The 22,895-nt window shown below is 65.1% G+C and carries 22 protein-coding genes; 8 read left to right on the forward strand and 14 right to left on the reverse strand.

Annotated elements, in window-relative coordinates; all coding sequences use genetic code 11:
* Window positions 1-24: 24 nt before the first annotated feature.
* The 4 genes from ACK6C6_RS23650 to ACK6C6_RS23665 all read left to right on the forward strand — a co-directional run bounded on the left by ACK6C6_RS23650 (window position 25) and on the right by ACK6C6_RS23665 (window position 4,332).
* A complete protein-coding gene (locus ACK6C6_RS23650; RefSeq protein WP_209589614.1) occupies window positions 25-2,823 on the forward strand; it encodes a valine--tRNA ligase in 2,799 nt (932 codons plus the stop codon).
* Window positions 2,824-2,971: 148 nt separating this feature from the next.
* Window positions 2,972-3,418 (forward strand): DUF2147 domain-containing protein, encoded by a 447-nt coding sequence (locus ACK6C6_RS23655; protein ID WP_027865786.1) that lies wholly within the window; start codon window positions 2,972-2,974, stop codon window positions 3,416-3,418.
* Between the two features lie 58 nt (window positions 3,419-3,476).
* Window positions 3,477-3,818 (forward strand): SMR family transporter, encoded by a 342-nt coding sequence (locus tag ACK6C6_RS23660; protein ID WP_209589615.1) that lies wholly within the window; start codon window positions 3,477-3,479, stop codon window positions 3,816-3,818.
* Window positions 3,819-3,909: 91 nt separating this feature from the next.
* A complete protein-coding gene (locus ACK6C6_RS23665) occupies window positions 3,910-4,332 on the forward strand; it encodes a hypothetical protein (protein ID WP_409269596.1) in 423 nt (140 codons plus the stop codon).
* A 7-nt stretch (window positions 4,333-4,339) separates the two neighbouring features.
* Here ACK6C6_RS23665 and ACK6C6_RS23670 read toward each other — a convergent pair whose 3' ends face one another.
* The 14 genes from ACK6C6_RS23670 to tyrS form a co-directional block, all read right to left on the reverse strand.
* Complete coding sequence (locus ACK6C6_RS23670) at window positions 4,340-4,945, reverse strand: response regulator transcription factor (protein ID WP_036210495.1); 606 nt, start codon at window positions 4,943-4,945, stop codon at window positions 4,340-4,342.
* A complete protein-coding gene (locus ACK6C6_RS23675) occupies window positions 4,942-6,051 on the reverse strand; it encodes a sensor histidine kinase (RefSeq protein ID WP_409269598.1) in 1,110 nt (369 codons plus the stop codon). Before ACK6C6_RS23675 ends, ACK6C6_RS23670 begins: the two co-directional genes overlap by 4 nt.
* Window positions 6,052-6,069: 18 nt before the next feature.
* On the reverse strand, window positions 6,070-7,887 hold the full coding sequence (locus ACK6C6_RS23680) for a CIA30 family protein (RefSeq protein ID WP_409269599.1): 1,818 nt from the start codon (window positions 7,885-7,887) through the stop codon (window positions 6,070-6,072).
* 119 nt (window positions 7,888-8,006) lie between these two features.
* Window positions 8,007-9,539, reverse strand: a complete 1,533-nt coding sequence (locus ACK6C6_RS23685; RefSeq protein ID WP_409269600.1) for a right-handed parallel beta-helix repeat-containing protein — start codon at window positions 9,537-9,539, stop codon at window positions 8,007-8,009.
* A 123-nt stretch (window positions 9,540-9,662) separates the two neighbouring features.
* Window positions 9,663-10,730 carry a Holliday junction branch migration DNA helicase RuvB gene (ruvB, locus tag ACK6C6_RS23690; protein WP_036210486.1) on the reverse strand — a complete coding sequence of 356 codons (1,068 nt, stop codon included), beginning with the start codon at window positions 10,728-10,730 and terminating at the stop codon, window positions 9,663-9,665.
* Window positions 10,727-11,305 (reverse strand): Holliday junction branch migration protein RuvA, encoded by a 579-nt coding sequence (ruvA, locus tag ACK6C6_RS23695; RefSeq protein ID WP_036210484.1) that lies wholly within the window; start codon window positions 11,303-11,305, stop codon window positions 10,727-10,729. The genes ruvB and ruvA overlap by 4 nt, the downstream gene beginning before the upstream one ends.
* Window positions 11,306-11,325: 20 nt before the next feature.
* Complete coding sequence (gene ruvC, locus ACK6C6_RS23700; protein ID WP_209589620.1) at window positions 11,326-11,862, reverse strand: crossover junction endodeoxyribonuclease RuvC; 537 nt, start codon at window positions 11,860-11,862, stop codon at window positions 11,326-11,328.
* Window positions 11,863-12,050: 188 nt separating this feature from the next.
* Window positions 12,051-13,637 carry a bifunctional phosphoribosylaminoimidazolecarboxamide formyltransferase/IMP cyclohydrolase gene (purH, locus tag ACK6C6_RS23705; protein ID WP_409269601.1) on the reverse strand — a complete coding sequence of 529 codons (1,587 nt, stop codon included), beginning with the start codon at window positions 13,635-13,637 and terminating at the stop codon, window positions 12,051-12,053.
* Window positions 13,638-13,728: 91 nt separating this feature from the next.
* Window positions 13,729-13,962 (reverse strand): helix-turn-helix domain-containing protein, encoded by a 234-nt coding sequence (locus tag ACK6C6_RS23710; protein ID WP_027865797.1) that lies wholly within the window; start codon window positions 13,960-13,962, stop codon window positions 13,729-13,731.
* Window positions 13,963-14,060: 98 nt separating this feature from the next.
* Window positions 14,061-15,086, reverse strand: a complete 1,026-nt coding sequence (gene dusB, locus ACK6C6_RS23715) for a tRNA dihydrouridine synthase DusB (protein ID WP_409269602.1) — start codon at window positions 15,084-15,086, stop codon at window positions 14,061-14,063.
* A gap of 128 nt (window positions 15,087-15,214) precedes the next feature.
* The gene (locus ACK6C6_RS23720; RefSeq protein ID WP_409269604.1) at window positions 15,215-15,877 is read right to left on the reverse strand and encodes a histidine phosphatase family protein; all 663 of its coding nucleotides are present in this window, start codon (window positions 15,875-15,877) and stop codon (window positions 15,215-15,217) included.
* A 28-nt stretch (window positions 15,878-15,905) separates the two neighbouring features.
* Entirely contained in the window at window positions 15,906-16,571 is a 666-nt protein-coding gene (locus ACK6C6_RS23725; RefSeq protein WP_409269606.1) for a YbhB/YbcL family Raf kinase inhibitor-like protein, read from the reverse strand.
* A gap of 48 nt (window positions 16,572-16,619) precedes the next feature.
* Complete coding sequence (dtd, locus tag ACK6C6_RS23730) at window positions 16,620-17,087, reverse strand: D-aminoacyl-tRNA deacylase (protein ID WP_409269607.1); 468 nt, start codon at window positions 17,085-17,087, stop codon at window positions 16,620-16,622.
* Window positions 17,084-18,361: a tyrosine--tRNA ligase gene (gene tyrS / locus ACK6C6_RS23735; protein ID WP_409269609.1), complete on the reverse strand. Its 1,278-nt coding sequence runs from the start codon at window positions 18,359-18,361 to the stop codon at window positions 17,084-17,086. Before tyrS ends, dtd begins: the two co-directional genes overlap by 4 nt.
* A 159-nt stretch (window positions 18,362-18,520) precedes the next feature.
* On the opposite strand from tyrS, the gene ACK6C6_RS23740 reads away from it, so the two are divergent.
* The 4 genes from ACK6C6_RS23740 to ACK6C6_RS23755 all read left to right on the forward strand — a co-directional run bounded on the left by ACK6C6_RS23740 (window position 18,521) and on the right by ACK6C6_RS23755 (window position 22,856).
* Window positions 18,521-19,885 (forward strand): peptidoglycan DD-metalloendopeptidase family protein, encoded by a 1,365-nt coding sequence (locus tag ACK6C6_RS23740; protein ID WP_292041688.1) that lies wholly within the window; start codon window positions 18,521-18,523, stop codon window positions 19,883-19,885.
* A 145-nt stretch (window positions 19,886-20,030) separates the two neighbouring features.
* Entirely contained in the window at window positions 20,031-20,990 is a 960-nt protein-coding gene (locus ACK6C6_RS23745; RefSeq protein WP_409269611.1) for an IS1595 family transposase, read from the forward strand.
* Between the two features lie 146 nt (window positions 20,991-21,136).
* Window positions 21,137-22,300, forward strand: coding sequence for a dienelactone hydrolase family protein (locus tag ACK6C6_RS23750; protein ID WP_409269612.1), 1,164 nt, complete (start codon window positions 21,137-21,139; stop codon window positions 22,298-22,300).
* A 28-nt stretch (window positions 22,301-22,328) separates the two neighbouring features.
* Complete coding sequence (locus tag ACK6C6_RS23755; protein WP_409269613.1) at window positions 22,329-22,856, forward strand: YybH family protein; 528 nt, start codon at window positions 22,329-22,331, stop codon at window positions 22,854-22,856.
* Window positions 22,857-22,895: the final 39 nt, after the last annotated feature.

Here is a 22,895-nt window from a genome sequence, read left to right on the forward strand (position 1 = left end):
GCACAATTTTTATCTCACCACATCATGGAACTTGCCAAGTCTTTCGAGCCCGCAGACATTGAACAATACTGGCGCACCGAGTGGGAACAGCGCGGTTACTTCACCGCCACCATGGAAGACGGCAAGCCGTCGTTCAGCATCCAGCTGCCGCCGCCGAACGTCACGGGCACCCTGCACATGGGCCATGCCTTCAACCAGACCGTGATGGACGGCCTGACCCGCTACTACCGCATGCGCGGCTATAACACCGCCTGGATCCCGGGCACCGACCACGCCGGCATCGCCACCCAGATCGTGGTGGAGCGCCAGCTCGACGCGCAGAAGATCTCGCGCCACGACCTCGGCCGCGAAGCCTTCGTCGAGAAGGTCTGGGAGTGGAAGGAAAAGTCGGGCAACACCATCACCGGCCAGATGCGCCGCATGGGCACCTCGCCGGACTGGAAGCGCGAATACTTCACGATGGACGAAAGCCGCAGCAAAACCGTGGCGGAAGTCTTCGTGCGCCTGTACGAACAGGGCCTGATCTACCGCGGCAAGCGCCTGGTCAACTGGGATCCGGTGCTGGGCACCGCCGTGTCGGACCTGGAAGTCGATTCGCAGGAAGAAGACGGCTCGATGTGGTACATCAAGTACCCGCTGGCCGACGGCTCGGGCCACCTCACGGTCGCCACCACCCGTCCGGAAACCCTGCTGGGCGACGTCGCCGTGGCGGTGGACCCGACCGACGAACGCTATACCCACCTGCACGGCAAGCTGCTGAACCTGCCCCTGACCGGCCGCCAGATCCCGGTGATCGCGGACAGCTACGTCGACAAGGAATTCGGCACCGGCTGCGTCAAGATCACCCCGGCCCACGACTTCAACGACTACGCGGTCGGCCAGCGCGCCAACCTCGCGCCGATCAACATCTTCACCCTGGACGCCAAGATCAACGAGAACGGCCCGAGCCAGTACCAGGGCCTGGACCGCTTCGCCGCGCGCAAGCAGATCGTCGCCGACCTGGAGGCGCAAGGCCTGCTGGCCGAAGTCAAGCCGCACAAGCTGATGGTGCCGCGCGGCGACCGCACCGGCGTGGTCATCGAGCCGATGCTGACCGACCAGTGGTTCGTCGCCATGAGCAAACCGGCGCCGGAAGGCACCTTCAACCCGGGCAAGTCGATCACCGACGTGGCGCTGGAAAAGGTGGCCAACGGCGAGATCAAGTTCGTGCCCGAGAACTGGACCACCACCTACAACCAGTGGCTGGGCAACATCCAGGACTGGTGCATCTCGCGCCAGCTGTGGTGGGGCCACCGCATCCCGGCCTGGTACGGCGAGAACGGCGAGATCGTGGTCGCCCGCACCGAGGAAGAAGCGCAAGCCAAGGCCGCGGCCCAGGGCGTCACCGGCGCACTGCGCCGCGACGACGACGTGCTGGATACCTGGTTCTCCTCGGCCCTGGTGCCCTTCTCGACCATGGGCTGGCCGGAAGAAACCCCGGACATGAAGCACTTCCTGCCCTCGTCGGTGCTGGTGACCGGTTTCGACATCATCTTCTTCTGGGTCGCCCGCATGGTGATGATGACGACCCACTTCACCGGCAAGGTGCCGTTCGAGACCGTGTATGTGCACGGCCTGGTGCGCGACAGCCAGGGCCAGAAGATGTCCAAGTCGAAGGGCAACACGCTCGACCCGATCGACCTGATCGACGGCATCGACGTCGAGTCGCTGGTGGCCAAGCGCACCACCGGCCTGATGGACCCGCGCGCCGCCGAGAAGATCGCCAAGGCCACCCGCAAGGAATTCCCGGAGGGGATCCCGGCCTTCGGCACCGACGCCGTGCGCTTCACCATGGCGAGCTACGCTTCGCTGGGCCGCAACATCAACTTCGACCTCGGCCGCTGCGAGGGCTACCGCAACTTCTGCAACAAGCTGTGGAACGCCACCCGCTTCGTGATGATGAACACGGAAGGCAAGGACTGCGGCCAGCCGAATCCGGAAGACCTGTCGCAGGCCGACCGCTGGATCATCTCCCTGCTGAACCGCGTCGAACTCGATATCGCCAAGGGCTTTGCCGACTACCGCTTCGACAACATCGCCAGCAGCATCTACAACTTCGTCTGGTACGAATACTGCGACTGGTACCTGGAACTGGCCAAGGTCTCGGTCCAGCAGGGCACGGAAGCGCAACAGCGCGCCACCCGCCACACCCTGCTGCGCGTGCTGGAAGTGGTGCTGCGCCTGGCGCACCCGATCATCCCGTTCGTGACCGAAGCCCTGTGGCAGGCGATCGCGCCGCTGGCCGGCAAGACCGGCGATTCGATCATGCTGCAGCCCTACCCGCTGGCCGATACCTCGTTCGTGAGCGAAGAGGCGGAAGCCTGGATGGAACAGCTCAAGGCCCTGATCGACGCCACCCGCAACCTGCGCGGTGAGATGTCGCTGTCGCCGTCGGTGCGCGTGCCGCTGATCGTCGAGCCGGGCAACGCGGAAGACCGCGCCCGCATGGCGGTGTTCGCCCCCTACATCCAGGCACTGGGCAAGCTGCAGGAGGTGCAGGTGGTCGACGCGCTGCCGGAATCGCCGGCCGCCGTGTCGATCGTCGGCACCACCAAGCTGATGCTGAAGGTCGAGATCGACGTCGCCGCCGAGCGCGAGCGCCTGTCGAAAGAGATCGCGCGCCTGCAGGGCGAGATCGCCAAGGCCAGCGGCAAGCTGTCGAACGAAAGCTTCGTTGCCCGCGCCCCGGCCGCGGTGGTGGAGCAGGAGAAGGAACGCGTGGCGAACTTCTCGGCCACGCTGGCCAAGATGCAGGAGCAGCTGGCGAAGCTGCCGGCAGCCTGATTCGGCATCGCCAAACGAAAAACGCGGCTTCGGCCGCGTTTTTTGTTGGAACCCATCCAATTCGAATACTTCCTCGGATTTCGATGACCCGGCCGTGAATACAGTTTGCTACACTGGTCCCGTCAGACAACAACAATGGAGACCCACAATGCGTAAACTGATGCAGGCAAGCCTGATTGCCCTGATCCTCGCCGCACCGGCTGCCATGGCCCAGAACACCTCGGCCGCAGGCACCTGGAAAACGATCGACGACGAAACCGGCAAGCCGAAGTCCCTCGTACGCATCACCGAAGAGAACGGCGTCCTGACCGGCAAGATCGAAAAACTGTTCCGCCCGGCCGACCAGGACCAGAACCCGAAATGCACCGCCTGCGAAGGCGCGCGCAAGGACCAGCCGATCATCGGCATGACCATCCTGTCCGGCCTGAAAAAGGACGGCAACGAGTACACCGGCGGCGAGATCCTCGATCCGTCCAAGGGCAAGACCTACAAGAGCAAGGCGGCCCTGAAGGACAACGGCAGCAAGCTGGAAGTGCGCGGCTACATCGGCGCGCCGATGTTCGGCCGTTCGCAGACCTGGGTCCGCGAGCAGTAATCCCCATGTAGCGGCCCGTGCCCACAGGCGCCGGCCGCTCGCCCTGTATGATGGGCGCATGACCCAGTCCCAAGCCTATCTCTACCTCGCCTTCGCCATCGTCACGGAGGTCATCGGCACCACCGCGCTCAAGGCCTCCGACAGCTTTACCCGGCCGATCCCCAGCCTGGTCACGGTGGGCTGCTATGCCCTGTCCTTCTACCTGCTGACCTTCAGCCTGCGCGTGCTGCCTACGGGGATCGCCTATGCGATCTGGTCGGCGGTCGGCATCGTGCTGATTTCCCTGATCAGCTGGTTCGTCTACGGGCAGCGCCTCGACCTGCCCGCCATCGCCGGACTCGGACTGATCATCGCAGGGGTGGCGGTGATCAACCTGTTCTCGAAAAGCGTCAGTCACTGAGCTTCATTCGCGCGCCGCAATAATTGCAAATTCGATATCGTCTCGTATTGCTGAGTTGTTATTACAACGAATTCAATACGAGGAAAGTCGAATGATCTTCTTGCGTCTGGCCTGCCTGATGGCCGGGATCCTGGTGCTGGTGGCGCCTCCGGTGATGCTGTTCCCGAACGGCGCTTCCGCGCATGAAGTGTCGAGCTCCGCCGCCCTGCTGGCGGCCATGCTGCTGGCCGCGTCGGGCTTCTTCTTCATCGGCATGGCCGGCCACCGCATCAAGCGCTCGCCCGCGCTGGGCCGGGTGTCGGCCGCGGCGCTGCTGCTCACCTTCGTGGCCGGCAGCGCGATCCTGTGGGGCAGCGCCGAGCCGACCGCCATGTGGCTGAGCGGGGCGCTGCTCGGCTTCACCCTGATCGTGTCGCTTGCGCTGACCCTCCTGATGCTGCAGGGACCGAGCGCGGGCCGCGTGCGCGCCCGCGAAGGCCGCCAGTCGCGCCTGTCCGTCGTGCACCACCTTTGAGGACGGGCTACAGCCAGCCGGCGTCGCGCGCCATGCGATAGGCGTCGACCCGGTTGGCGGCGCCCAGCTTGCTGATCGCCTCGGACAGGTAGTTGCGCACCGTCCCTTCGGACAGGTGCACCTGGCGCGCGATGTCGCTGCTGCTGCGCCCTTCCCCGGCCAGGCGCAGCACCTGGCGTTCGCGCTCGGTGAGCGGGTCGGCCCCGCCGCTCCAGCTTTCCAGCGCCAGCTCGGGCGCGATCGCACGCCCGCCGCCGTGCACCGCGCGGATGGCGGCCGCCAGGGAATCCACCGACGCATCCTTCAGCAGGTAGCCGCGCACCCCCGCCTCGAGGGCGCGGCGCAGGTAGCCGCTGCGCCCGAAGGTGGTCACCACGATCAGCTTCGGCGGCAAGCGGCGCTCCTTCAGCTCGGCCGCCAGTTCCAGCCCGGTCATCAGGGGCATCTCGATGTCGGTCAGGACGATGTCGGGCTGGAGCCGCTCGCACATGGCGAGGGCTTCCCTGCCGTTGGTGGCGGCGCCGACCACCTCGAAATCCGGCTCGAGCCTGAGCAGCGCAGCCATCGCACCGAGGACCAGGGCCTGGTCTTCGGCCAGCAATATGCGAATCATGAGGCTACTCCGGCAGGGACGCGCAGTTCGAGTTCAAGGCCGGCGCGGGCGCGCAGCGCCAGCCTGCCCCCGAGCGACTGGGCGCGCTCGCGCATGCCGCACAAGCCGTTGCCGTGCCGGATGTCGGCCTCGCTGCGCGCCTTGCCGTCGTCCAGGATGCGCAGCACCGCCACGCCGTGTTCCAGGCCCAGGGACACGCTGCAGCGGCGCGCGCCGGCGTGGCGCACCACGTTGGTGACCGCCTCGCGCAGCGCCAGCGCCAGCACGTTCTCGGCGGCCGGCGCCAGCGCGAAGCGCTCCACGTTTTCCTCCAGCCGGACGTCGGCCGCCGCCAGGCTGGCGCGGGCGCTCGCCAGCGCATGCCCCAGGCCCTTCTCGCGGTAGCCCGTCACTGCGGCGCGCACTTCGGCCAGGGCCTGGCGCGCGCTGGTTTCGATGTCGCCTACTTCGCGCGCGCAGGCATCCGCGTCGCGGTGCGCCAGCTTGCGCGCCAGCTCGGCCTTCAGCGCGATCAGCGAGAGCGAATGCCCGAGCAGGTCGTGCAGGTCGCGCGAGATGCGCTCGCGCTCGGCGATGGTGGCCAGGTGCTCGACCTCTTCCTGCTTGCGCATCAGCTCCTGGCGCGAGCGGCGCAGGCGCGCATCCATGAAGGCGCCCATGCCCACCGGCAGGCCGACGGTCAGGATCGGCATCAGGAACATGAAGCGCATATTCCCGCTCGTCTGCAGCGAGGCCAGCAGCGCCAACACGATGACGGCCACGATCGCCGCCACGGCGTATTTCATTGTCGCGATCCCGGCCGCCATGGCGCAGGCGAAGATGAAGAAGGTGGCTGCGCCCGGGTTCCAGGGCACCCAGGCGGCACCCAGCAGGCAGGCAACCAGCATGAAGACGAATACCTGCCGGCCGCGCGCCCAAAAGCTTGCAAGGTAGAGCGGCACGAACACGGCCAGCGTCAGCACCAGCAGGGCCAGTTCCCCTGCACCAGGAGGGACATAGGCGTACTTCCAGCCCATGTAGGCCAGGCTCAGCAGCCAGAAGTACGGCATCCTGCCCTGCTCCGGCGGGAGCCACGGCCCCGCCAGCACCTGTCTGATCTTGTTCATGTCGTGAAGCGGGTCGGGTTAGCGGTCCAGCAGGCGCACGTCGGCGATCTCGAAACGGTAGTCGCCAGGCTCGGGGCCGGCATTGAATCCTATCATGGTCAGCAGGGATGGATCGATGCCGGGAAAGCTGCTCAGCGGGACCGACACTTCTTTCCAGTCGGCGCCGGCGGTGAAGGGCACGGTGGCTGGAATGGTGGTACCACGCGACATCATGCTGAGGGCATAGCGCTTGCCGTCGCCACGCACCCGGAACGCAATCGTCTTGGCCGCACTGAGGTTGGCCGGCTGCATCGGCCCGGCGCCCGGCCCGAAGGCCAGTCCCGCCCACGGATAGGGGAAGTTCGTCTTCACCACGCGCGCCGTCACCGCCAGCGCCGCCGGGGCGCCGGCTTCGACGGAAAGCAGTTCCAGCGTCGCGCTCGAGGCGCCGCCCATCATGCCGTCGTGGGTCGCGGACCAGCCCATGCCGAAGGGACCGGCAAGCTTCTCCTTGCTGAACAGGCTGATGCGCCCATCCGCCGGCAGCGCTACCGGCGCGAGACCGGGCGTCGCGTTTTCCCGGGCCACCCGCTCGCGCTGGCGCGTACGCAGCGGCTCGGCGCTTTCGCCGTCCTTCCAGACCTCGACGATGCGGCGGGTGCTGGCGATGTCCGCCAGCGGGTTGCCCTCCACCAGCAGCAGGTCGGCCTTGTAGCCCTTCGCCACCTGCCCGCGCTTGCCGAGGCCGAAGGCGCGCGCCGGCGCGCTGGTGGCGGCCGCCAGCGCCGCACCCGGGCTCATTCCGGCCGCGACCAAGGCCGCCAGCTCATGGTGCATGCTGATGCCGTACTGGGTGCCCGCATTGCCGGCATCGGTGCCGGCCAGCACCGGCACCCCGGCACGGTGCATGGCGGCGATGACGGCCCTGGGCGTCACCAAGAGGTCGGGCTTGGGCGCCTGGCCATAGCTGGATCGCATCGGCTGCCGCTGTTCCTTGTCCAGCAGTGCCGCGAGGGTGGGATCGGCCAGCAGTCCATCCGTCTTCACGCCCGCCATGCTCTCGAGCACCACATAGGTCGGGATCACGAAGGCGCGCCTGGCCTTGGCCAGTTGCGCCAGCGCCTGCGCGTCGCGCGCCGCGATGTCGGTGCCGATAAAGAGGTGCACCAGCCCATCCGCGCCGGCCTCGAGCGCGGCACGCGCGTTCTCGAGCGTGCTGACATGCACGACGGCCCGCTTGCCGCGCCGGTGTGCGGCCTCGATCAGGGCCTTGGCGGTGGCGATATCCAGGCTGTTCATGCGCTGGGCGCCGTGGCCGTCCTCCAGCACGATCTTGATGAAGTGCGAGCCTTCGGCGATGCGCGCATCCACGAAGGCCTGGGCTTCGGCCGGCGTGGCGAGTGTCGGGATCGGCATGCCGAACTGGGTGCCGTGCCCCCCTTTCGCGGTGGCCAGGGTGCCGGCCGAGAACATGTCCGCGCGCCCGCTGTTCTTCCCGGCCGCCATGGCCGCGCTCAGGTCCCGCATGATCTGCACGTCGTTGAACATGTCGACCTGGGTGGTGACACCGAACAGCAGCGGCAGCTCCAGGTAGCGGAAGGCGTGCACGTGCGCGTCGATCAGGCCCGGCAGCAGCGTGCGCCCTGCCCCGTCGACCACGCGCGCGCCGCGTGGGGCCGCGCCGCGGAAGTCGGCGTCGACGATGACGCCCTTGTCGAACAGGACCGAGCGGCGCTCGTGCACGCGCTCGCCGTCGAAGACGCGCACGTCCTGGACCAGGGTGGGGGCGGCAGAGGCGGCGCCGGCCAGCATCAGGATCGCGGCGGCGGAGACTGCTTTCAGGACGGTGGACTTCATGTGTTCCTCGCATGGGTTGGTGTGCAGCCAGTATGCGAAAAACACGATGGCGCCTGTAGATGCAGGCGCCATCAGTTCGGCATGACAATTGTCATGTGCCCGGTGTTGCAGCCGCCGGACTAGCCATTGTTGCGCAGCGTGATGTTCGCATTCGTGCTGTCGGTGTAGATCCCCATGCGGGTCTTGCCCTTGAAGCGGTTGTTGGAGACGACCGTGGGGCTGCCGTAGATGTAAGCCAGCGCGATATGGGCCTGGAATGGACTGGGCTTCTTCCCACCTTTGCGCCGGTTCAGGACCGAGAAGCTGCAGTTCGCATCCAGCTCGTTGGAGTCGACCGTATGGCCGCCCGTGTCCGGCCACCTGCTCCGGTTTTTGCTGCCGTACATCTGGATGCCGTTGCCTTCGTTATCCGAGACCACGTTCCCGTAGATGGAACACTTGCTGGCCCCGTCGTCCAGGCCGATGCCGACGCCTTCCGATCCGTTGTCCAGCGGCCCGCCAAAGTTGTAGTTGAAGCGGCAGGTGTTGTAGCGGATCGTGTGGCCGGATACCGCGCCCTGGCCGGCCTTGGACGAGAGCTCGATACCGCGGCCGTAACAGGTGCTGGTCATGGCTCCGCCATTGGCATTGCAGACGTTGTGCTCGATGGTGCATGACCGGGAAACGCCGCTGATATGAATGCCGAAATTCATATTGTTGCTGCAGTTATTCTTGCCCACGTAGCTGAGATCTCCACCATTGATGTAGATGCCGGTGAGCATGCCGGTCACGGTGTTCCTGTCCAGCGTGGCAGCCTTGCCCCCCACCAGATAAATGCCGATCGCCCCGCGGTTCGGGTTATGGGCGACGCCGGATGGCGGAGAGACGCGGTTTCCGCTGATCACGAGCCGGGTCAGGACAGCGTCGCCGCCGTAGGCTTCGCAGCGGATGCCGTAGGAGGTCGCCGAACCGCCGCCGCGGTGGCGGACGGTATTGTCGAGCAGCCGGATATCGTCGACCGTGCGGTCCCCCGCGACCAGGATCCCCTGGTTGCCATAGGCGGCGCCACTGCTGATGACGTCGAGCACACAGCCGGAGACGGTGACGTGGCTTTTGTCGACGATGTACACGCCGGCACAGTTCGACCTCACATTGCAGTCTTCGAAAACGCAGCCATTGCCCAGCCAGATGATTGCCGCGTCGCGCCCTTCCGGCAAGGCGGTATTCCGGATGTCGAGCTGACGGTAGGTGACGAAATCGCGCTCCTTGCCGTGCACCGCGATCGAGGCGCCGCCGGCCGGCTTGACGGGCGCCGCCGGCAGGACGATGACGGGCTTCGGCTGCGCATCGTCGTCGGCGCCGTTGGACCGGTAATACGCGCCGATCGTGATGGGCTGCAAGGCATTGCCGCTTGCCCCCACCTGGAAGACACCGGAATACGTCGTGCCGCGCTTCTGCAGGTAGGTATGGCCGGGCAGCCAGGACACGCTGGTCCATGAACGGAAAGGCCTGGCAAGCGTTCCCTCACCCGGACCGGCGGCGCCCGGATCGATGTAATGCACAGTCGCGTCGCGTCCCGGCCGGGCCAGCGCGATCCGCGGAAGCAGGCTTGCGAAGCAAGCGCCAATGCCCAGCCGCGATGCAATCCGAAGGAAATCTCTTCGCTTGCTCATCACGGCTCCTTGCATCGGTATTCGACAAACAGGGCCTTGCCAGGCGCATTGTCAAATACTAGCAGATGGATGTGACAATGGCACTTCCGGAACCGGCCGGGCGAACCCGGCCCGGCAAGCGGTTCAAGCGGGCGGCAGGTTATCCCACAGGTCGCCCGTGGGGCTGATGCGCGGCGCGGTGACGCCGAAGTGCTGGTAGGCCAGCGGCGTGGCGATCCGGCCGCGCGGGGTGCGCTGCAGGTAGCCCTGCTGGATCAGGTAGGGTTCGAGCACGTCCTCGATGGTGTCGGCCGCTTCGCCGATCGCCGCCGCCAGGTTGCCGATGCCCACCGGGCCGCCGGCGAACTTGAACAGCACGGCTTCCAGGAGTTTACGGTCCATGACATCGAAACCGACGGTGTCGACATCGAGCATCTTCAGCGCGCGGTCGGCCATCTCCACGGTGATTTCGCCGGTGCCCTTCACTTCCGCGTAGTCGCGCACGCGGCGCAGCAGGCGGTTGGCGATACGCGGGGTGCCGCGCGCGCGCTTGGCGACCTCGCGCGCACCGGCCTCGTTGATCGGGGCGTCGAGCAGCGCGGCGCTGCGGGCGACGATCTTGGTCAGCTCGTCGACGTTGTAGAACTCGAGGCGCGCGACGATGCCGAAGCGGTCGCGCAGCGGGTTGGTCAGCATGCCGGCGCGGGTGGTGGCGCCGACCAGCGTAAAGGGCTGCAGGTCGAGCTTCACGGAACGCGCGGCCGGGCCCTCGCCGATCATGATGTCGATCTGGTAGTCCTCGAGCGCCGGGTACAGGATTTCCTCGACCACCGGCGACAGGCGGTGGATCTCGTCGATGAAGAGCACGTCGTTCGGCTCGAGATTGGTGAGCAGCGCGGCGAGGTCGCCGGGACGCTCCAGCACCGGGCCGGACGTCTGGCGCAGGTTCACGCCCATCTCGCGCGCGATGATGTGCGCCAGCGTGGTTTTACCGAGGCCCGGGGGGCCGAACAGCAGCGTGTGGTCGAGCGCTTCGCGGCGCTTGCGCGCGGCGGAAATAAAAATTTCGAGCTGGTCGCGAATCTTGGCCTGGCCGACGTATTCGTCCAGCTGCTTCGGCCGCAAGGCGCGCTCGATTGCCTCTTCGTTGGGCGAGGCCGGCGCCGCGTCGATGACGCGCTGCTCGGTGAAGTTGTCGGTCTGGATGCTCATGCTTTGGAAAGTGCCTTGAGTGCGAACTTGATGCCGTCGGAGACGCTGCTACCTGCCGGCATGTTCTTGATCGCCAGTAGCGCTTCCTTGTCAGAATACCCCAATGCGAGCAGCGCATTGAGCACGTCGGCCTGGGCGTCGTCGCGCACGGCGCCGCCGACCACGCCGATGTCGGCGCCGAGTTTACCCTTCAGTTCGAGCAGCAGGCGCTCGGCGGTCTTCTTGCCGATGCCCGGGATCTTCACCAGGCGGCCGGCTTCCTGCAGCGTGACGGCCTGCGACAGGTCGGCCACCGACATGCCCGACAGAATCGCCAGGGCCATGCGCGCGCCGATGCCGGTAATCTTGATCAGCTGGCGGAACAAGGCCCGCTCGGAAGCGCTGCCGAAACCGAACAGCAGGTGCGCGTCCTCGCGCACGACCAGGTGGGTGAACAGCACCACCTTTTCGCCGGTATGCGGCAGGTTGTAGAAGGTGCTCATCGGCACGTCGACTTCATAGCCGACGCCGTTGCAGTCCACCAGCACGTGCGGCGGCGCTTTTTCGAGCAGGATTCCGGAGAGACGACCGATCATGTGTTGTAGTCCTATTGTTCTTAGACGAGGCGGCTGCGTTTCATGCGCAGCGTGCTGGTCGTAGGCGCCAACGCCCCGACCAGCGACAGCGTGTCCATGCTGTGGGCGTGGCAGATCGCCACGCCGAGCGCGTCGGCGGCGTCGGTGCCCGGCAGGCCGGGAAGCTTCAAGAGGCGCGACACCATGTCCTGCACCTGGGCCTTGGCGGCCTTGCCGGTGCCGACCACGGCCTGCTTGACCTGCACCGCCGTGTATTCGGCCACGTCGAGGTCGGCGCCGACCAGGGCCGTGATGGCAGCGCCGCGCGCCTGCCCCAGCAGCAGCGTGGACTGCGGGTTGACGTTCACGAAGACTTTTTCGATGGCCGCGCAGGTCGGTCCGTAGGCGGAGACGATTTCGCCCACGCCGTTCAGGATCACCTTGAGCCGCGGCGGCAGTGCGCCCTCGGTACCGGTCTTGATGGTGCCGGACGCGATGTAGCGCAGCTTGCTGCCGTGTTTTTCAATGACGCCGAACCCCGTCGTACGCAGGCCCGGGTCGATGCCGAGAATAATCATTGTGGAATGATATACGGCTGCGGGGTGTTCGTGGGAAAAATACTGTGCAAAAACACAGGTATATTGTGGTTTGACCACGTAGGGTGGGCGGGTTCTCCGCCCACGCGGTGATAGGTCAACGATGAATAGTCGCGGTCCCTCCGGCGATCGTTGACCGCGTGGGCGGCAGAGCCGCCCACCCTACAAAATCAATGGCGGAAGTGACGGGTGCCGGTGTACAGCATCACCACACCACGCTCATCCGCCGCATCGATCACTTCCTGGTCACGCATCGAGCCGCCCGGGTGGATCACGCAGGTCGCACCCGCATCCACCACCACGTCCAGGCCGTCGCGGAACGGGAAGAAGGCATCCGAGGCCACTGCCGAACCGCTCAGGGACAGGCCGGCATTCTGCGCCTTGATCGAGGCGATGCGTGCCGAGTCGATGCGGCTCATCTGGCCGGCGCCGACGCCCAGGGTCATGCCGTTGGCGCAGAACACGATGGCGTTCGACTTGACGAACTTGGCCACGCGCCAGGCGAACATCAGGTCCTGCAGCTGCTGCTGGGTCGGCTGCTTCTTGCTGACCACGCGCAGGTCGCCCAGGCCGACGTTCTTCGCGTCCGGCGCCTGCACCAGCACGCCGCCGCCGACGCGCTTCAGGTCATAGGCGTTCTGGCCTTCGCCCAGCGGGATTTCCAGCAGGCGCACGTTCTGCTTGGCCGACATGATCTGGCGCGCCTCGGCGGTGAAGCTTGGTGCAATCAACACTTCGACGAACAGCTTGGCCAGCGCTTCCGCCGCGCGGCCGTCGACCTCGACGTTGAAGGCGATGATGCCGCCGAAGGCCGAGGTCGGGTCGGTCTGCAGCGCGCGGGTGTAGGCGTCCAGCGCATCGACGCCGATTGCCACGCCGCATGGATTGGCGTGCTTGACGATCACGCAGCCGGCCGGCTGGCCGAGGCCGCCGAGCGTCTTGACGCATTCCCATGCCGCATCGGCGTCGGCGATGTTGTTGTACGAGAGTTCCTTGCCCTGCAGCTGGCGGTAGTTGGCCAGCGCGCCCGGTGTGGTGACCAGGTCGCGGTAGAAGGCGGCGCCCTGGTGCGGGTTCTCGCCGTAGCGCATGTCCTGGACCTTCTCGAAGCTCATGTTCAGGGTCTGCGGGTAGCTCGAGCGGGTCGTATGCAGCCGGTCTTCGCCCAGGCTGGTCAGGTAGTTGGTGATCGCGCCGTCGTACTGGGCGGTGTGGGCGAACACTTTTTTCGCCAGGCGGAACTTGGTCTCGTAGCTGACCGGGCCGGCAGTAGTACCGGTGCCTTTCATTTCCGCCAGCACCACGCCGTAGTCGGCCGGGTCGACGATCACGACCACGTCGCGGTGGTTCTTGGCGGCCGAGCGCAGCATGGTCGGGCCGCCGATGTCGATGTTCTCGATCGCGTCTTCCAGCGAGCATTCCTGCTTGGCGACGGTCTGCTGGAAGGGATACAGGTTGACCACGACCATGTCGATCTGCGGGATGCCGTGCTCGTCGAGCTTGGCGACGTGCTCCGGCAGGTCGCGGCGTGCCAGGATGCCGCCGTGCACCTTCGGGTGCAGGGTCTTGACCCGGCCGTCGAGCATTTCCGGGAAACCGGTGTAGTCGGCAACTTCAGTGACTTGCACGCCATTTTCCTGCAGCAGCTTGGCGGTGCCGCCAGTGGACAGGATGTTGACGCCGAGGGCAGCCAGGGCCTTCGCGAAGTCGAGGACGCCGGTTTTGTCGGAAACGGAAATCAGTGCTTGTTTGATCATGGTGAGGCCTGTGGTTGAGAATTCTGACGCCCGGGCGCACGGACGGTGTACCGGCCGCGCCCAGACGCACGGCCACGCCATGCAAAGAGCTTTAGAGGAGCCCGTGCTCCTGGAGTTTCTTGCGCAAAGTATTGCGGTTGATGCCCAGCATCTGCGCCGCGTGCGACTGGTTGCCGTCGGCGCGCGTCATGACCACTTCGAGGACCGGCTTTTCGACCGTCAGTACCATCATGTCGTAGATGTTCGTCGGCTTCTGCTCGCCGAGATCGTTGAAATAGTCCTCGAGGCTTTTCTGGACGACTTCCTGGATACTTTCTTTGCTCATGTTCTCTGCTGCTTCATCCTGGTTAATGATTGCTCGCCGCGTTTTTGGCGCAGCGTGTCCCCGTTTTATTCTGATTCTTATATGTGTATTACGACTACTTATGCTGCCAACGCCACATCGGCCGGATGAGCGGGTCGGTATTGTAACCGCTCGCCATGCCCGAGCTGCGATTTGAAAAACGCGTCGACCGCAGCCAGCTGCTCGGCGGTCGATTCCAGCAGGTTCATGCGCTGGCGGAATTCTTCCCCGCCCGGCAAGTCCTGCACATACCACCCGATGTGCTTACGGGCGGTGCGCACGCCGACATACTCGCCATAGAAGGCATAGTGCGCCGGCAGGTGTTCGTTCATCAGGCCGCGTACTTCCTCGACCAGCGGCGCCGGCAGGTGTTCGCCGGTGCGCAGGTAGTGGTCGATTTCGCGGCAGATCCAGGGCCGGCCCTGGGCGGCGCGGCCGATCATCACCGCGTCGGCGCCGGTGTAGTCGAGCACGTACTTTGCCTTTTCCGGCGTGGTGATGTCGCCGTTGGCGACCACCGGAATGCCCACCGCCGCCTTGACGACGCGGATGGTGTCGTATTCGGCCTCGCCCTTGTAGCCGTCGGCGCGGGTGCGGCCGTGCAGGGTCAGCATCGCGATGCCGGCCTGTTCGGCCATGCGGGCGATGCGCAGGGCGTTCTTGTTCTGGCGGCCCCAGCCGGTGCGGAATTTCAGGGTGACGGGAACGTCGACCGCCTCCACCACGGCGTGCAGGATGCGCTCGACCAGATCTTCGTGCTGCAGCAGGGCCGACCCGCACCAGCTGTTGCAGACCTTCTTGACCGGGCAGCCCATGTTGATGTCGATGATCTGGGCGCCGCGCTCGACGTTGAACCTGGCGCAGTCGGCCAGGTCCTTCGGATCGGCGCCGGCGATCTGCACCGCCTTCGGCTCCATTTCCCCGGCGTGGTCGGTGCGGCGCGCGGTTTTTTCGCTGGCCCACAGGCGCGGGTTCGAGGCCGCCATTTCGGACACCGCGTAACCGGCGCCGAGCTGCTTGCACAGCTGGCGGAACGGGCGGTCCGTCACCCCGGCCATGGGGGCGACGAAGACATTGTTACGCAGGATGTAAGGACCGATTTGCACAGCGGAAAGTCTCGAAAGTTTCTCGGGGAACCTAGTATTTTACCTCATTCGCTGCTCAAAATAGCGGCAGAATTTTGGCGATTGTTGCGTGTGTGATATTGGCAGGGGTGAAGAGTGGGGGTAGGCGACTAGCCCAGGTCGTCCAATACGGCCGGCTGAAGGTGCGCAACCTCCCCCCAGCTGACCAGCTTCAGCACGCCCTCCTCCACCACGAACCGGTTCACGCTCGCATTGAGCACCTTGAAATCCCGCGGCGTCTCCAGCGACAAGCCAAGCGCCGCACGGTATGCACACTCGAGCACCCCGCCATGCGCCACCAGCGCGATGGTCTTGCCCGGATGCGCCGCCGCATGCCGGGCGATCGCCGCGGTGGTCCGCTCGTAGAATTCGCGGAAACTCTCACCCCGGTTGCTTCCCGGCGGCAGCACGCCGTCCACGTCGCGCGCCTGCCAGGCCGCGAACTCGAGCGGAAAACGCGCCGCGATCTCGCTGTACAGCAAGCCTTCGAATCCGCCATAGCAGCGCTCGCGCAGCGCCGGGTCGATGCCCACCCCCATCCCGCGCACGCGGGCAAGGGCCTCGGCGGTCTGGCGCGCGCGCTGCAGGTCGCTGGAGACGATGTGGTCGATCGGCTCGGCCGCGAGCGCGGCGCCCAGCAGGGCTGCCTGGCGCTCGCCCTCGGCATTGAGGGCGACGTCGAGGTGGCCCTGGAGGCGCTTCTCGGCATTCCAGGCGGTTTCGCCATGGCGGATCAGGAGGATGGTCGTTGCTGTGTTCTTATTCGAAAGCATGAGGTTCGTTTGCCCGAACCTCGCGGGCTCAGGTCGGAAGTAAGGCTGTTATGTCGGGATTCAGCGAATACACGCCGAAGGTGCGCGCCTCGTCCAGGATATGCCCGCGGATGGCCAGGCGCAGTTCGGCGCCGCTGAAGCGGCCGACCAGCGGCAGGCGCGGGATGTCGAGGGCATACAGTGTAAACACATAAGTATGCACGCGCTCGTCATTCCAGGGCGGACACGGGCCATCATAACCGTAATACTCGCCCGCCATGGTCGGGTCGTTCGCAAACCAGCCGGTGTAGTCGTTGATGCCCTGGCGCAGCTGGTGCTCGGTGCCGTTCTTGATCGTGAAGGGCAGTAGCGGGCCCGGCTTGCCGTGCGGGGTCACCATGTCGGAGAACATGCCTTCGGCCAGCGATTTCAGGCAGACCGGAATGTCCACCAGCGACCAGTGGAAGAAGTCCACCCGCGGCAGCGAGGCGGGAACGGTCTTGCCTTCCTGGTTGACGTCGTCGCCGACGGAGGGCACGTCGGGGTCGTGGCAGATCAGTACCAGGGACTTGGTACCGGCGGGCACGTCGTCCCAGGCGAGATGCGGGCTGCGGTTGCTGGACAGCCGGACGTGGCTGTCGGGATCGGCCACCGCAAACGCGCATTGCGGCGGGATCGGCCCGCCCTCGGTGAATGAATCGCTCCAGATTCGCATATGCCCTCCCAGCCCTCTTCCTATTGACCCTTGTTGACGGCAGGGGTTTCAGCGCTGGGCACCACCTATCGCGACAGGATCAACCTGCAGCCAGAAAGTGACGGGACCATCGTTGATGAGTGAAACTTTCATGTCCGCGCCGAATCTGCCGGTCTCGACGATGCCATGACGTTCGCGGGCTTGGCGCACGAGATGATCGAACAGGCGCCGACCGTCATCCGGCGCGGCCGCCGGCGAGAACGAGGGACGCGTGCCCGATTTCGTATCGGCGGCCAGCGTGAACTGCGGCACCAGCAGCAGGCCGCCAGCCGTGTCGGTGATGCTGCGGTTCATCTTGCCGGCCTCGTCGGAGAACACGCGGTAGCCGAGGAGCTTGGCCAGCAGGGCCTCGGCCTCGCGCTCGGTGTCGCCCTTCTCGGCGCACACCAGCACCATCAGGCCGGCTTGAATCGCGCCGACGGTGTCGCCGTCGACGCGCACGCTGGCTTCGCTGACGCGTTGCAGAAGACCAATCATCGCTGCGGCGAACCGGCCAAGGTCACGCGCGCAAACTTGCGCTTGCCCACCTGCATCACGAAAGTGCCGGCCTCGACCTGCAAGCCCTTGTCGCTGACCACGGCGCCATCGATGCGCACCCCGCCCTGGTCGACCATGCGCATGGCTTCCGAGGTCGAGGCGCACAGGCCGGCCGCTTTCAGCAGCTGGGCCACGCCCAGCGGCGCGCCGGACAAGGCGACTTCCGGCACGTCGTCCGGGATGCCGCCCTTCGAGCGGTTGACGAAGTCGGCCAGCGCGTCGTCGGCGGCCTGGGCCGAGTGGAAGCGTGCGACGATTTCCTTGCCGAGCGCCACTTTCGCATCGCGCGGGTTGGCGCCGCCAAGCACCTCGGCCTTGATGTTCTGGATCTCGGCGATCGAACGGAAGGACAGCAGGTTGTAGTACTTCCACATCATGTCGTCCGAAATACTCATCAGCTTGCCGAACATGGTGTTCGGGGCTTCGGTGATGCCGATGTAGTTGTTCTTGGACTTGGACATTTTCTCGACGCCATCCAGGCCTTCGAGCAGGGGCATGGTCAGGATGCACTGCTGTTCCTGTCCATAATCTTTCTGTAACTCACGGCCAACCAGGAGGTTGAACTTCTGGTCGGTGCCCCCAAGTTCGAGATCCGCGTGCAAAGCGACCGAATCATAGCCTTGCATCAAAGGGTAGAGGAACTCATGCACCGCGATCGGGGTCCCACTCTTGTAGCGCTTGGTGAAATCGTCGCGTTCCATCATGCGGGCCACGGTATAGCGCGAGGCAAGCTGGATCATGCCGCGCGCGCCCAGCGGGTCGCACCATTCGGAGTTGTAGCGGATTTCCGTGCGCGCGGCATCCAGCACCAGGGAAGCCTGACGGAAATAAGTCATGGCGTTTTCCTCGACCTGCTCACGGGTCAGCGGCGGACGCGTGGCATTGCGGCCCGACGGGTCGCCGATCATCGAGGTGAAATCGCCGATCAGGAAGATCACCTGGTGCCCCAGGTCTTGCAGCTGGCGCATCTTGTTCAGCACCACGGTATGGCCAAGGTGCAGGTCGGGCGCGGTCGGGTCCAGGCCCAGCTTGATGCGCAGCGGCTTGCCCGACTGTTCGGAACGCGCCAGTTTCTGGGCGAATTCGCTTTCGATCAGCAGTTCATCGACACCGCGCTTGGCAATGGCCAGCGCCTCGAGCACCTTGTCCGTCAACGGCAGGGGGGCGGAAGAATGTACCGGAGCGCCGCTACCGGACGAGACATTCGAATTCATATGCGTATGGGATTTTCGTGTAGGAAATTTGCTAAGACGGTTGTAGGACCACTTCTTTTGGTATAATTCACGATCGTTTTTCAGTTTCCTGCAGAAAACTTTGCAGATCGATAAGAAACTGGATCCCTAGAAGTTCAGCCGCAAATTTTAACTGATTGCATGAACCCTATACATAAAATCACTAGCAAGAGCCTGCTCCAGCTGCTGCCGCGAACGCGCAAAACGCGCATCGTGAGCGCCGGCGCCGCACTCCTGAGCGTGTTTGCATTCGGCGCAGTGGCAGTGGCCCCGATCGCTCCCGACGCAGCAGACATGCCGGTCACGTCGATCGAACAGAACCTGGAACTGCCGAACCTGGCAGACCAGATCGCCGCCCTGCAGCAGAACGAGCAGCAATTCATCCACGAGGAACGCATCCGTCCGGGCGACTCGATCGGCTCCCTCTTCACCCGCCTTGGCGTCAACGATGCCGACGCCCAGAAATTCCTCCGTACCGACAAGACCGCCCGCCGCCTGCTGTCGCTCAAGACCGGCAAGCGCATCCAGGCCGAAACCGATGAACATGGCCTGCTGCTGTCGATGCGCGCCACGATCACCGACGGCAAGGCTGGCGATGCCCGCCAGATCACGGTCGAGCGCAAGGGCGAAAAATTTGTCGCGATGGAAGCCCCGGCCAAGCTGGAGCGCCGCGTCGAGATGCGTTCGCGTGAAATCACCACCTCGCTGTATTCGGCGACCGACTCCAACGTCGACGGCGGCAGCATGCCGGACTCGGTGGTCGGCCAGATGATCGAGATGTTCTCGACCAACATCGACTTCCGCTCCGACCTCAAGCGCGGCGACCGTTTCAGCGTCGTCTACGAAACCTTCTGGCTCGACGGCGAACTGGTGAAGACCGGCCGCATCCTGGCAGGCGAATTCGTCAACCGCGGCGTCGCTTACCAGTCGGTCTGGTACGAAGACCCGGTCACCAAGCAGGGCGGCTACTACAGCCTGGACGGCAAGGCACTGAAGAAAGCCTTCCTGAAATCCCCGCTGCAGTTCTCGCGTATCTCCTCGGGCTTCTCGATGCGCGTGCACCCGATCTCGGGCAAGTGGAAGGCGCACAAGGGCGTCGACTACGCCGCCTCGACGGGCACGCCGATCCGCGCGGTCGCCGACGGCGTCATCGATTTCGCCGGCAACAGCGGCGGCTACGGCAACCAGGTCGTCCTGAAGCACTGGTCGAAGTACAGCACCGCCTATGCCCACATGAGCCGCATTGCTCCGGGCATGCGCAAGGGCGCCAAGGTCAGCCAGGGCCAGGTGATCGGCTATGTCGGCTCGACCGGCTGGTCGACCGGCCCGCACCTGCACTACGAGTTCCGCGTCGCAGGCCAGGCCCAGAATCCGGAGAAGTTCAAGTCGCTGGCCCAGCAGCCGCTGAGCCAGGCCGAACTGGCCCGCTTCCGCATGGCCGCCGCCGAGATGAACCACCGCTTCTCGCTGCTCGCACCGAGCGGCAACGCGATGGCCGCGCGCTAAGCCATCCCGCTCCTCCCGACGCCCCGCCGCATCGAGCATGCCGCGGGGCGTTTTCTTTGGCGCTGTCACCGTTAGGTGTTGGAGATCTTGAACTGTTGAGCTGAACCGATGTCAAACCACTGTCCGAACGACGGTGGAGGTGGCAATGCAGGCAGCAAGCTTCAAACCGTGGCTGGCGCGTGTCGCGCAGCTGACCAGGCGCCAGCGCGAACAATTGCTCGCGCTGTTGCGTCCGGCAGTTGGACTGGATCGTGTCTGTGCGACCATCGAGGAGGCTAGGAGACCATCTTCATGTCCGGTCTGTGAGGGTCGGCGGCTGCATCGCCACGGGCACGACCGCGGGGTACAGCGCTACCGTTGCTGCGCCTGCGGCAAGACCTTCAGTGCCCTGACGGGTACGCCGCTGGCACGGCTGCGCCACCGCGGCAAATGGCTCGACTACCTGGACGGCATGCTCGAGGGCCAGTCCGTGCGGAAAGCGGCCGACCGGCTCGGCGTGCACCGCAACACCAGCTTCCGCTGGCGCCACCGTTTCCTGCACCTGGCCAAGGATGACCGTCCTGCAGCGCTGGCCGGCATCGCCGAGGCCGATGAACTGTTCCTGCTCGAATCCCGGAAGGGCTCGCGCAAGCTCGACCGGCCGCCGCGCAAGCGCGCAGGTGTAGCCAGCCGGCGCGGCATCAACAGTGAACACGTCTGCGTGCTGGTCGCCCGCGACCGTACCGGCGCCACCTTCGATTTCATTACCGGCCGGGGCGCCGTCACCACGGCCCAGCTGCACCGCTACCTGCTTCCGGTGTTGGACAGGGATGTGCTGCTGGTCACCGATTCCCATCCTGCCTACAAGGCGTTCGCTCGCACGTCCGCCATCTCGCACGAAGCGGTGAACCTGCGGGCCGGCGAACGCGTGCGTGGCGCCGTCCATGTCCAGAACGTGAATGCCTACCACCGGCGCTTCCGGCAGTGGCTGGCGCGCTTTAACGGGGTGGCCTCCCGCTATCTGCCCAATTATCTCGGCTGGCAGTGGGCCGTCGACGGCGGGCGAGTTCGGTCAGCCGACAAGATGCTGCGAATAGCCTTAGGTATGTTCAACACTGAACGGTGACAGCGCCTTTTCTTTTCCTGCTTCGCTATGCACCCGTCATGAATTCTATGAAATAGCAGTTATTTTGCTATCCGCGAGCATTTTTATTGCCATATCTTTAGCTTTCAATGCTAGAGTGAAAAGAGATCAACAATAAAGAAGGCAATATGCTCAAGTTTCTCGCGTTCATCCTGCTCGTGCTGGTAGGGGCGCCATCGAGCGCCCAGCAGGCTTTTCCCTTCCTGAACAAGCCGGGCAGTTTCGCAGTCGGTTTCCGCGTGGTCGAGCAGGTGGATCCGAGCCGCAGCTATCCCGCCAACGCGCCGGAAGGGGCACGCAAGCCGCGCCCGATCCAGACCGCCATCTGGTATCCCGCGGTCAAAGGCGGGAAGCCGATGCGCTACGACGACTACCTCCAGCTGCTGGGCTGGGACGACGATTTCACCCGCTCTCCTGCGGAACGGGACAAGGTGCTGGCGGATTGGCTGAAATTCGTTAGCGAAGGCGGACGTGACGCGCAGCTCGCTGCGGAGCGCAAGGATGTGCGCTGGGCGGTGCGCGATGCGCGGGCGCTGCCGGGCAAGTATCCGGTGGTGATCTATTCGCCGAGCATCAGCAGCAATGTGTTCGAGAATGCCGAGATGATGGAATTCCTGGCCAGCCATGGCTATCTCGTGATCGCCAGCCCGGCCCTGGGTGTCGACGAGCGCTGGCAGAAGGACGACCTGGCGCACGCTGAAGCGCAGGCGGCCGACATCCGCTTCCTGGTGAACTACGCGCAATCGCTGCCGCAGGCCGACGCCAGCCGCCTGGCCGTGGCCGGCTTTTCCTGGGGCGGCATGGCGAATGTGCTGGCCGCGGCCCAGGACGAGCGCATCAAGGCCCTGGTCTGCCTGGACGGCACGGTGCGCTACCGCCACGCCATGCTGGAGAAAGTGCCCTACTTGAAGCCGGAACAGCTGCGCACGCCCCTGCTCTACCTGGCCCAGCGGCCGCCGCCCTTCGAGCGCGGGCTGAAATTCAAGCCGGACCACTCGGGCAGCATCCTGCAGAAAATGACGGGCGCCGACGTCTACCTGCTGACGATGTACGCCATGGAACATGTGTATTTCGGCACCAGCTACCTGCGCCTCGATCCGCTCGACTTCGGCGACTACACCCGCGACGAAATAGCCCAGTCCTACGCCCAGAGCGCGCGCTATGTCCTCAACTTCCTGAACGGCGCCCTGAAGGGCGAGCGAAGCGGCTTTGCCTACCTCATGAAGAAGCCGGAGCAGATCGGCATGCCGCGCCATAGCGTCGACAGCCAGTTTTTCGCGGCGCGTCCGTGATCGCCTATTTATAGAGACAGGAGACCCGATGAAACCCGTTCTCGCCACCGCCTCGCTGTGCTTGGCCGTGTTCGCAGGCGCGCCCCAGCATGCTTTTGCGGAAAACCCGGCGGAAAGCCGGCAGAAGATCGAGGCCGTGATCAAGGCCTTTGGCAAGGCAATTGCCGACAAGGACAAGGAAGGCTTCATGCGCCTGTTCCTGCGCGAAGACATTACCTGGGTGAGCGTGTACACCGACGGCAGCGTGGCGCGCTACCGCGCCGGCCTGAAGGATCCGACGCAGCCGGTTCCCAAGACGCAAGGCGGCAGTCCGCGCAAGTTCATCGAATCCATCGCCCGCGCTCCGGAAGCACGTACCGAAACCTTTGACAACGTGCGCATCGATACCGATGGCGAGATGGCCCAGGTACTGTTTGACTACAGCTTGATGGTTGGCGACTACCGCAACAACTGGGGCAAGGAAAGCTGGCAGATGGTCCGCACCGAGAATGGCTGGAAGATCGCCGCGGTCATCTGGTCTGCGGAAGAGAATCCGGAGCCGCGGCCGAAGAAGTAAACCTTGCCGGGCAGCGCACCGATGGCGCTGCCCACCGCG

The sequence above is a fragment of the Massilia sp. BHUDP2 genome, from assembly GCF_046236355.1.
GTDB classification, from domain to species: domain Bacteria; phylum Pseudomonadota; class Gammaproteobacteria; order Burkholderiales; family Burkholderiaceae_D; genus Telluria; species Telluria varians.

What these genes read in the sequence shown, in the direction of transcription:
- dtd (WP_409269607.1), bottom strand. Translation starts at nt 17,087, where the DNA reads ATGATTGGTCTTCTGCAACGCGTCAGCGAAGCCAGCGTGCGCGTCGAC.
- ACK6C6_RS23680 (WP_409269599.1), bottom strand. Translation starts at nt 7,887, where the DNA reads ATGAAGTCCACCGTCCTGAAAGCAGTCTCCGCCGCCGCGATCCTGATG.
- ACK6C6_RS23675 (WP_409269598.1), bottom strand. Translation starts at nt 6,051, where the DNA reads ATGAACAAGATCAGACAGGTGCTGGCGGGGCCGTGGCTCCCGCCGGAG.
- ACK6C6_RS23660 (WP_209589615.1), top strand. Translation starts at nt 3,477, where the DNA reads ATGACCCAGTCCCAAGCCTATCTCTACCTCGCCTTCGCCATCGTCACG.
- purH (WP_409269601.1), bottom strand. Translation starts at nt 13,637, where the DNA reads ATGATCAAACAAGCACTGATTTCCGTTTCCGACAAAACCGGCGTCCTC.
- ACK6C6_RS23740 (WP_292041688.1), top strand. Translation starts at nt 18,521, where the DNA reads ATGAACCCTATACATAAAATCACTAGCAAGAGCCTGCTCCAGCTGCTG.
- ruvC (WP_209589620.1), bottom strand. Translation starts at nt 11,862, where the DNA reads ATGATTATTCTCGGCATCGACCCGGGCCTGCGTACGACGGGGTTCGGC.
- ACK6C6_RS23655 (WP_027865786.1), top strand. Translation starts at nt 2,972, where the DNA reads ATGCGTAAACTGATGCAGGCAAGCCTGATTGCCCTGATCCTCGCCGCA.
- ACK6C6_RS23670 (WP_036210495.1), bottom strand. Translation starts at nt 4,945, where the DNA reads ATGATTCGCATATTGCTGGCCGAAGACCAGGCCCTGGTCCTCGGTGCG.
- tyrS (WP_409269609.1), bottom strand. Translation starts at nt 18,361, where the DNA reads ATGAATTCGAATGTCTCGTCCGGTAGCGGCGCTCCGGTACATTCTTCC.
- ACK6C6_RS23650 (WP_209589614.1), top strand. Translation starts at nt 25, where the DNA reads ATGGAACTTGCCAAGTCTTTCGAGCCCGCAGACATTGAACAATACTGG.
- ACK6C6_RS23755 (WP_409269613.1), top strand. Translation starts at nt 22,329, where the DNA reads ATGAAACCCGTTCTCGCCACCGCCTCGCTGTGCTTGGCCGTGTTCGCA.
- ruvB (WP_036210486.1), bottom strand. Translation starts at nt 10,730, where the DNA reads ATGAGCATCCAGACCGACAACTTCACCGAGCAGCGCGTCATCGACGCG.
- ACK6C6_RS23665 (WP_409269596.1), top strand. Translation starts at nt 3,910, where the DNA reads ATGATCTTCTTGCGTCTGGCCTGCCTGATGGCCGGGATCCTGGTGCTG.
- ruvA (WP_036210484.1), bottom strand. Translation starts at nt 11,305, where the DNA reads ATGATCGGTCGTCTCTCCGGAATCCTGCTCGAAAAAGCGCCGCCGCAC.
- ACK6C6_RS23750 (WP_409269612.1), top strand. Translation starts at nt 21,137, where the DNA reads ATGCTCAAGTTTCTCGCGTTCATCCTGCTCGTGCTGGTAGGGGCGCCA.
- ACK6C6_RS23745 (WP_409269611.1), top strand. Translation starts at nt 20,031, where the DNA reads ATGCAGGCAGCAAGCTTCAAACCGTGGCTGGCGCGTGTCGCGCAGCTG.
- ACK6C6_RS23725 (WP_409269606.1), bottom strand. Translation starts at nt 16,571, where the DNA reads ATGCGAATCTGGAGCGATTCATTCACCGAGGGCGGGCCGATCCCGCCG.
- ACK6C6_RS23710 (WP_027865797.1), bottom strand. Translation starts at nt 13,962, where the DNA reads ATGAGCAAAGAAAGTATCCAGGAAGTCGTCCAGAAAAGCCTCGAGGAC.
- ACK6C6_RS23685 (WP_409269600.1), bottom strand. Translation starts at nt 9,539, where the DNA reads ATGAGCAAGCGAAGAGATTTCCTTCGGATTGCATCGCGGCTGGGCATT.
- ACK6C6_RS23720 (WP_409269604.1), bottom strand. Translation starts at nt 15,877, where the DNA reads ATGCTTTCGAATAAGAACACAGCAACGACCATCCTCCTGATCCGCCAT.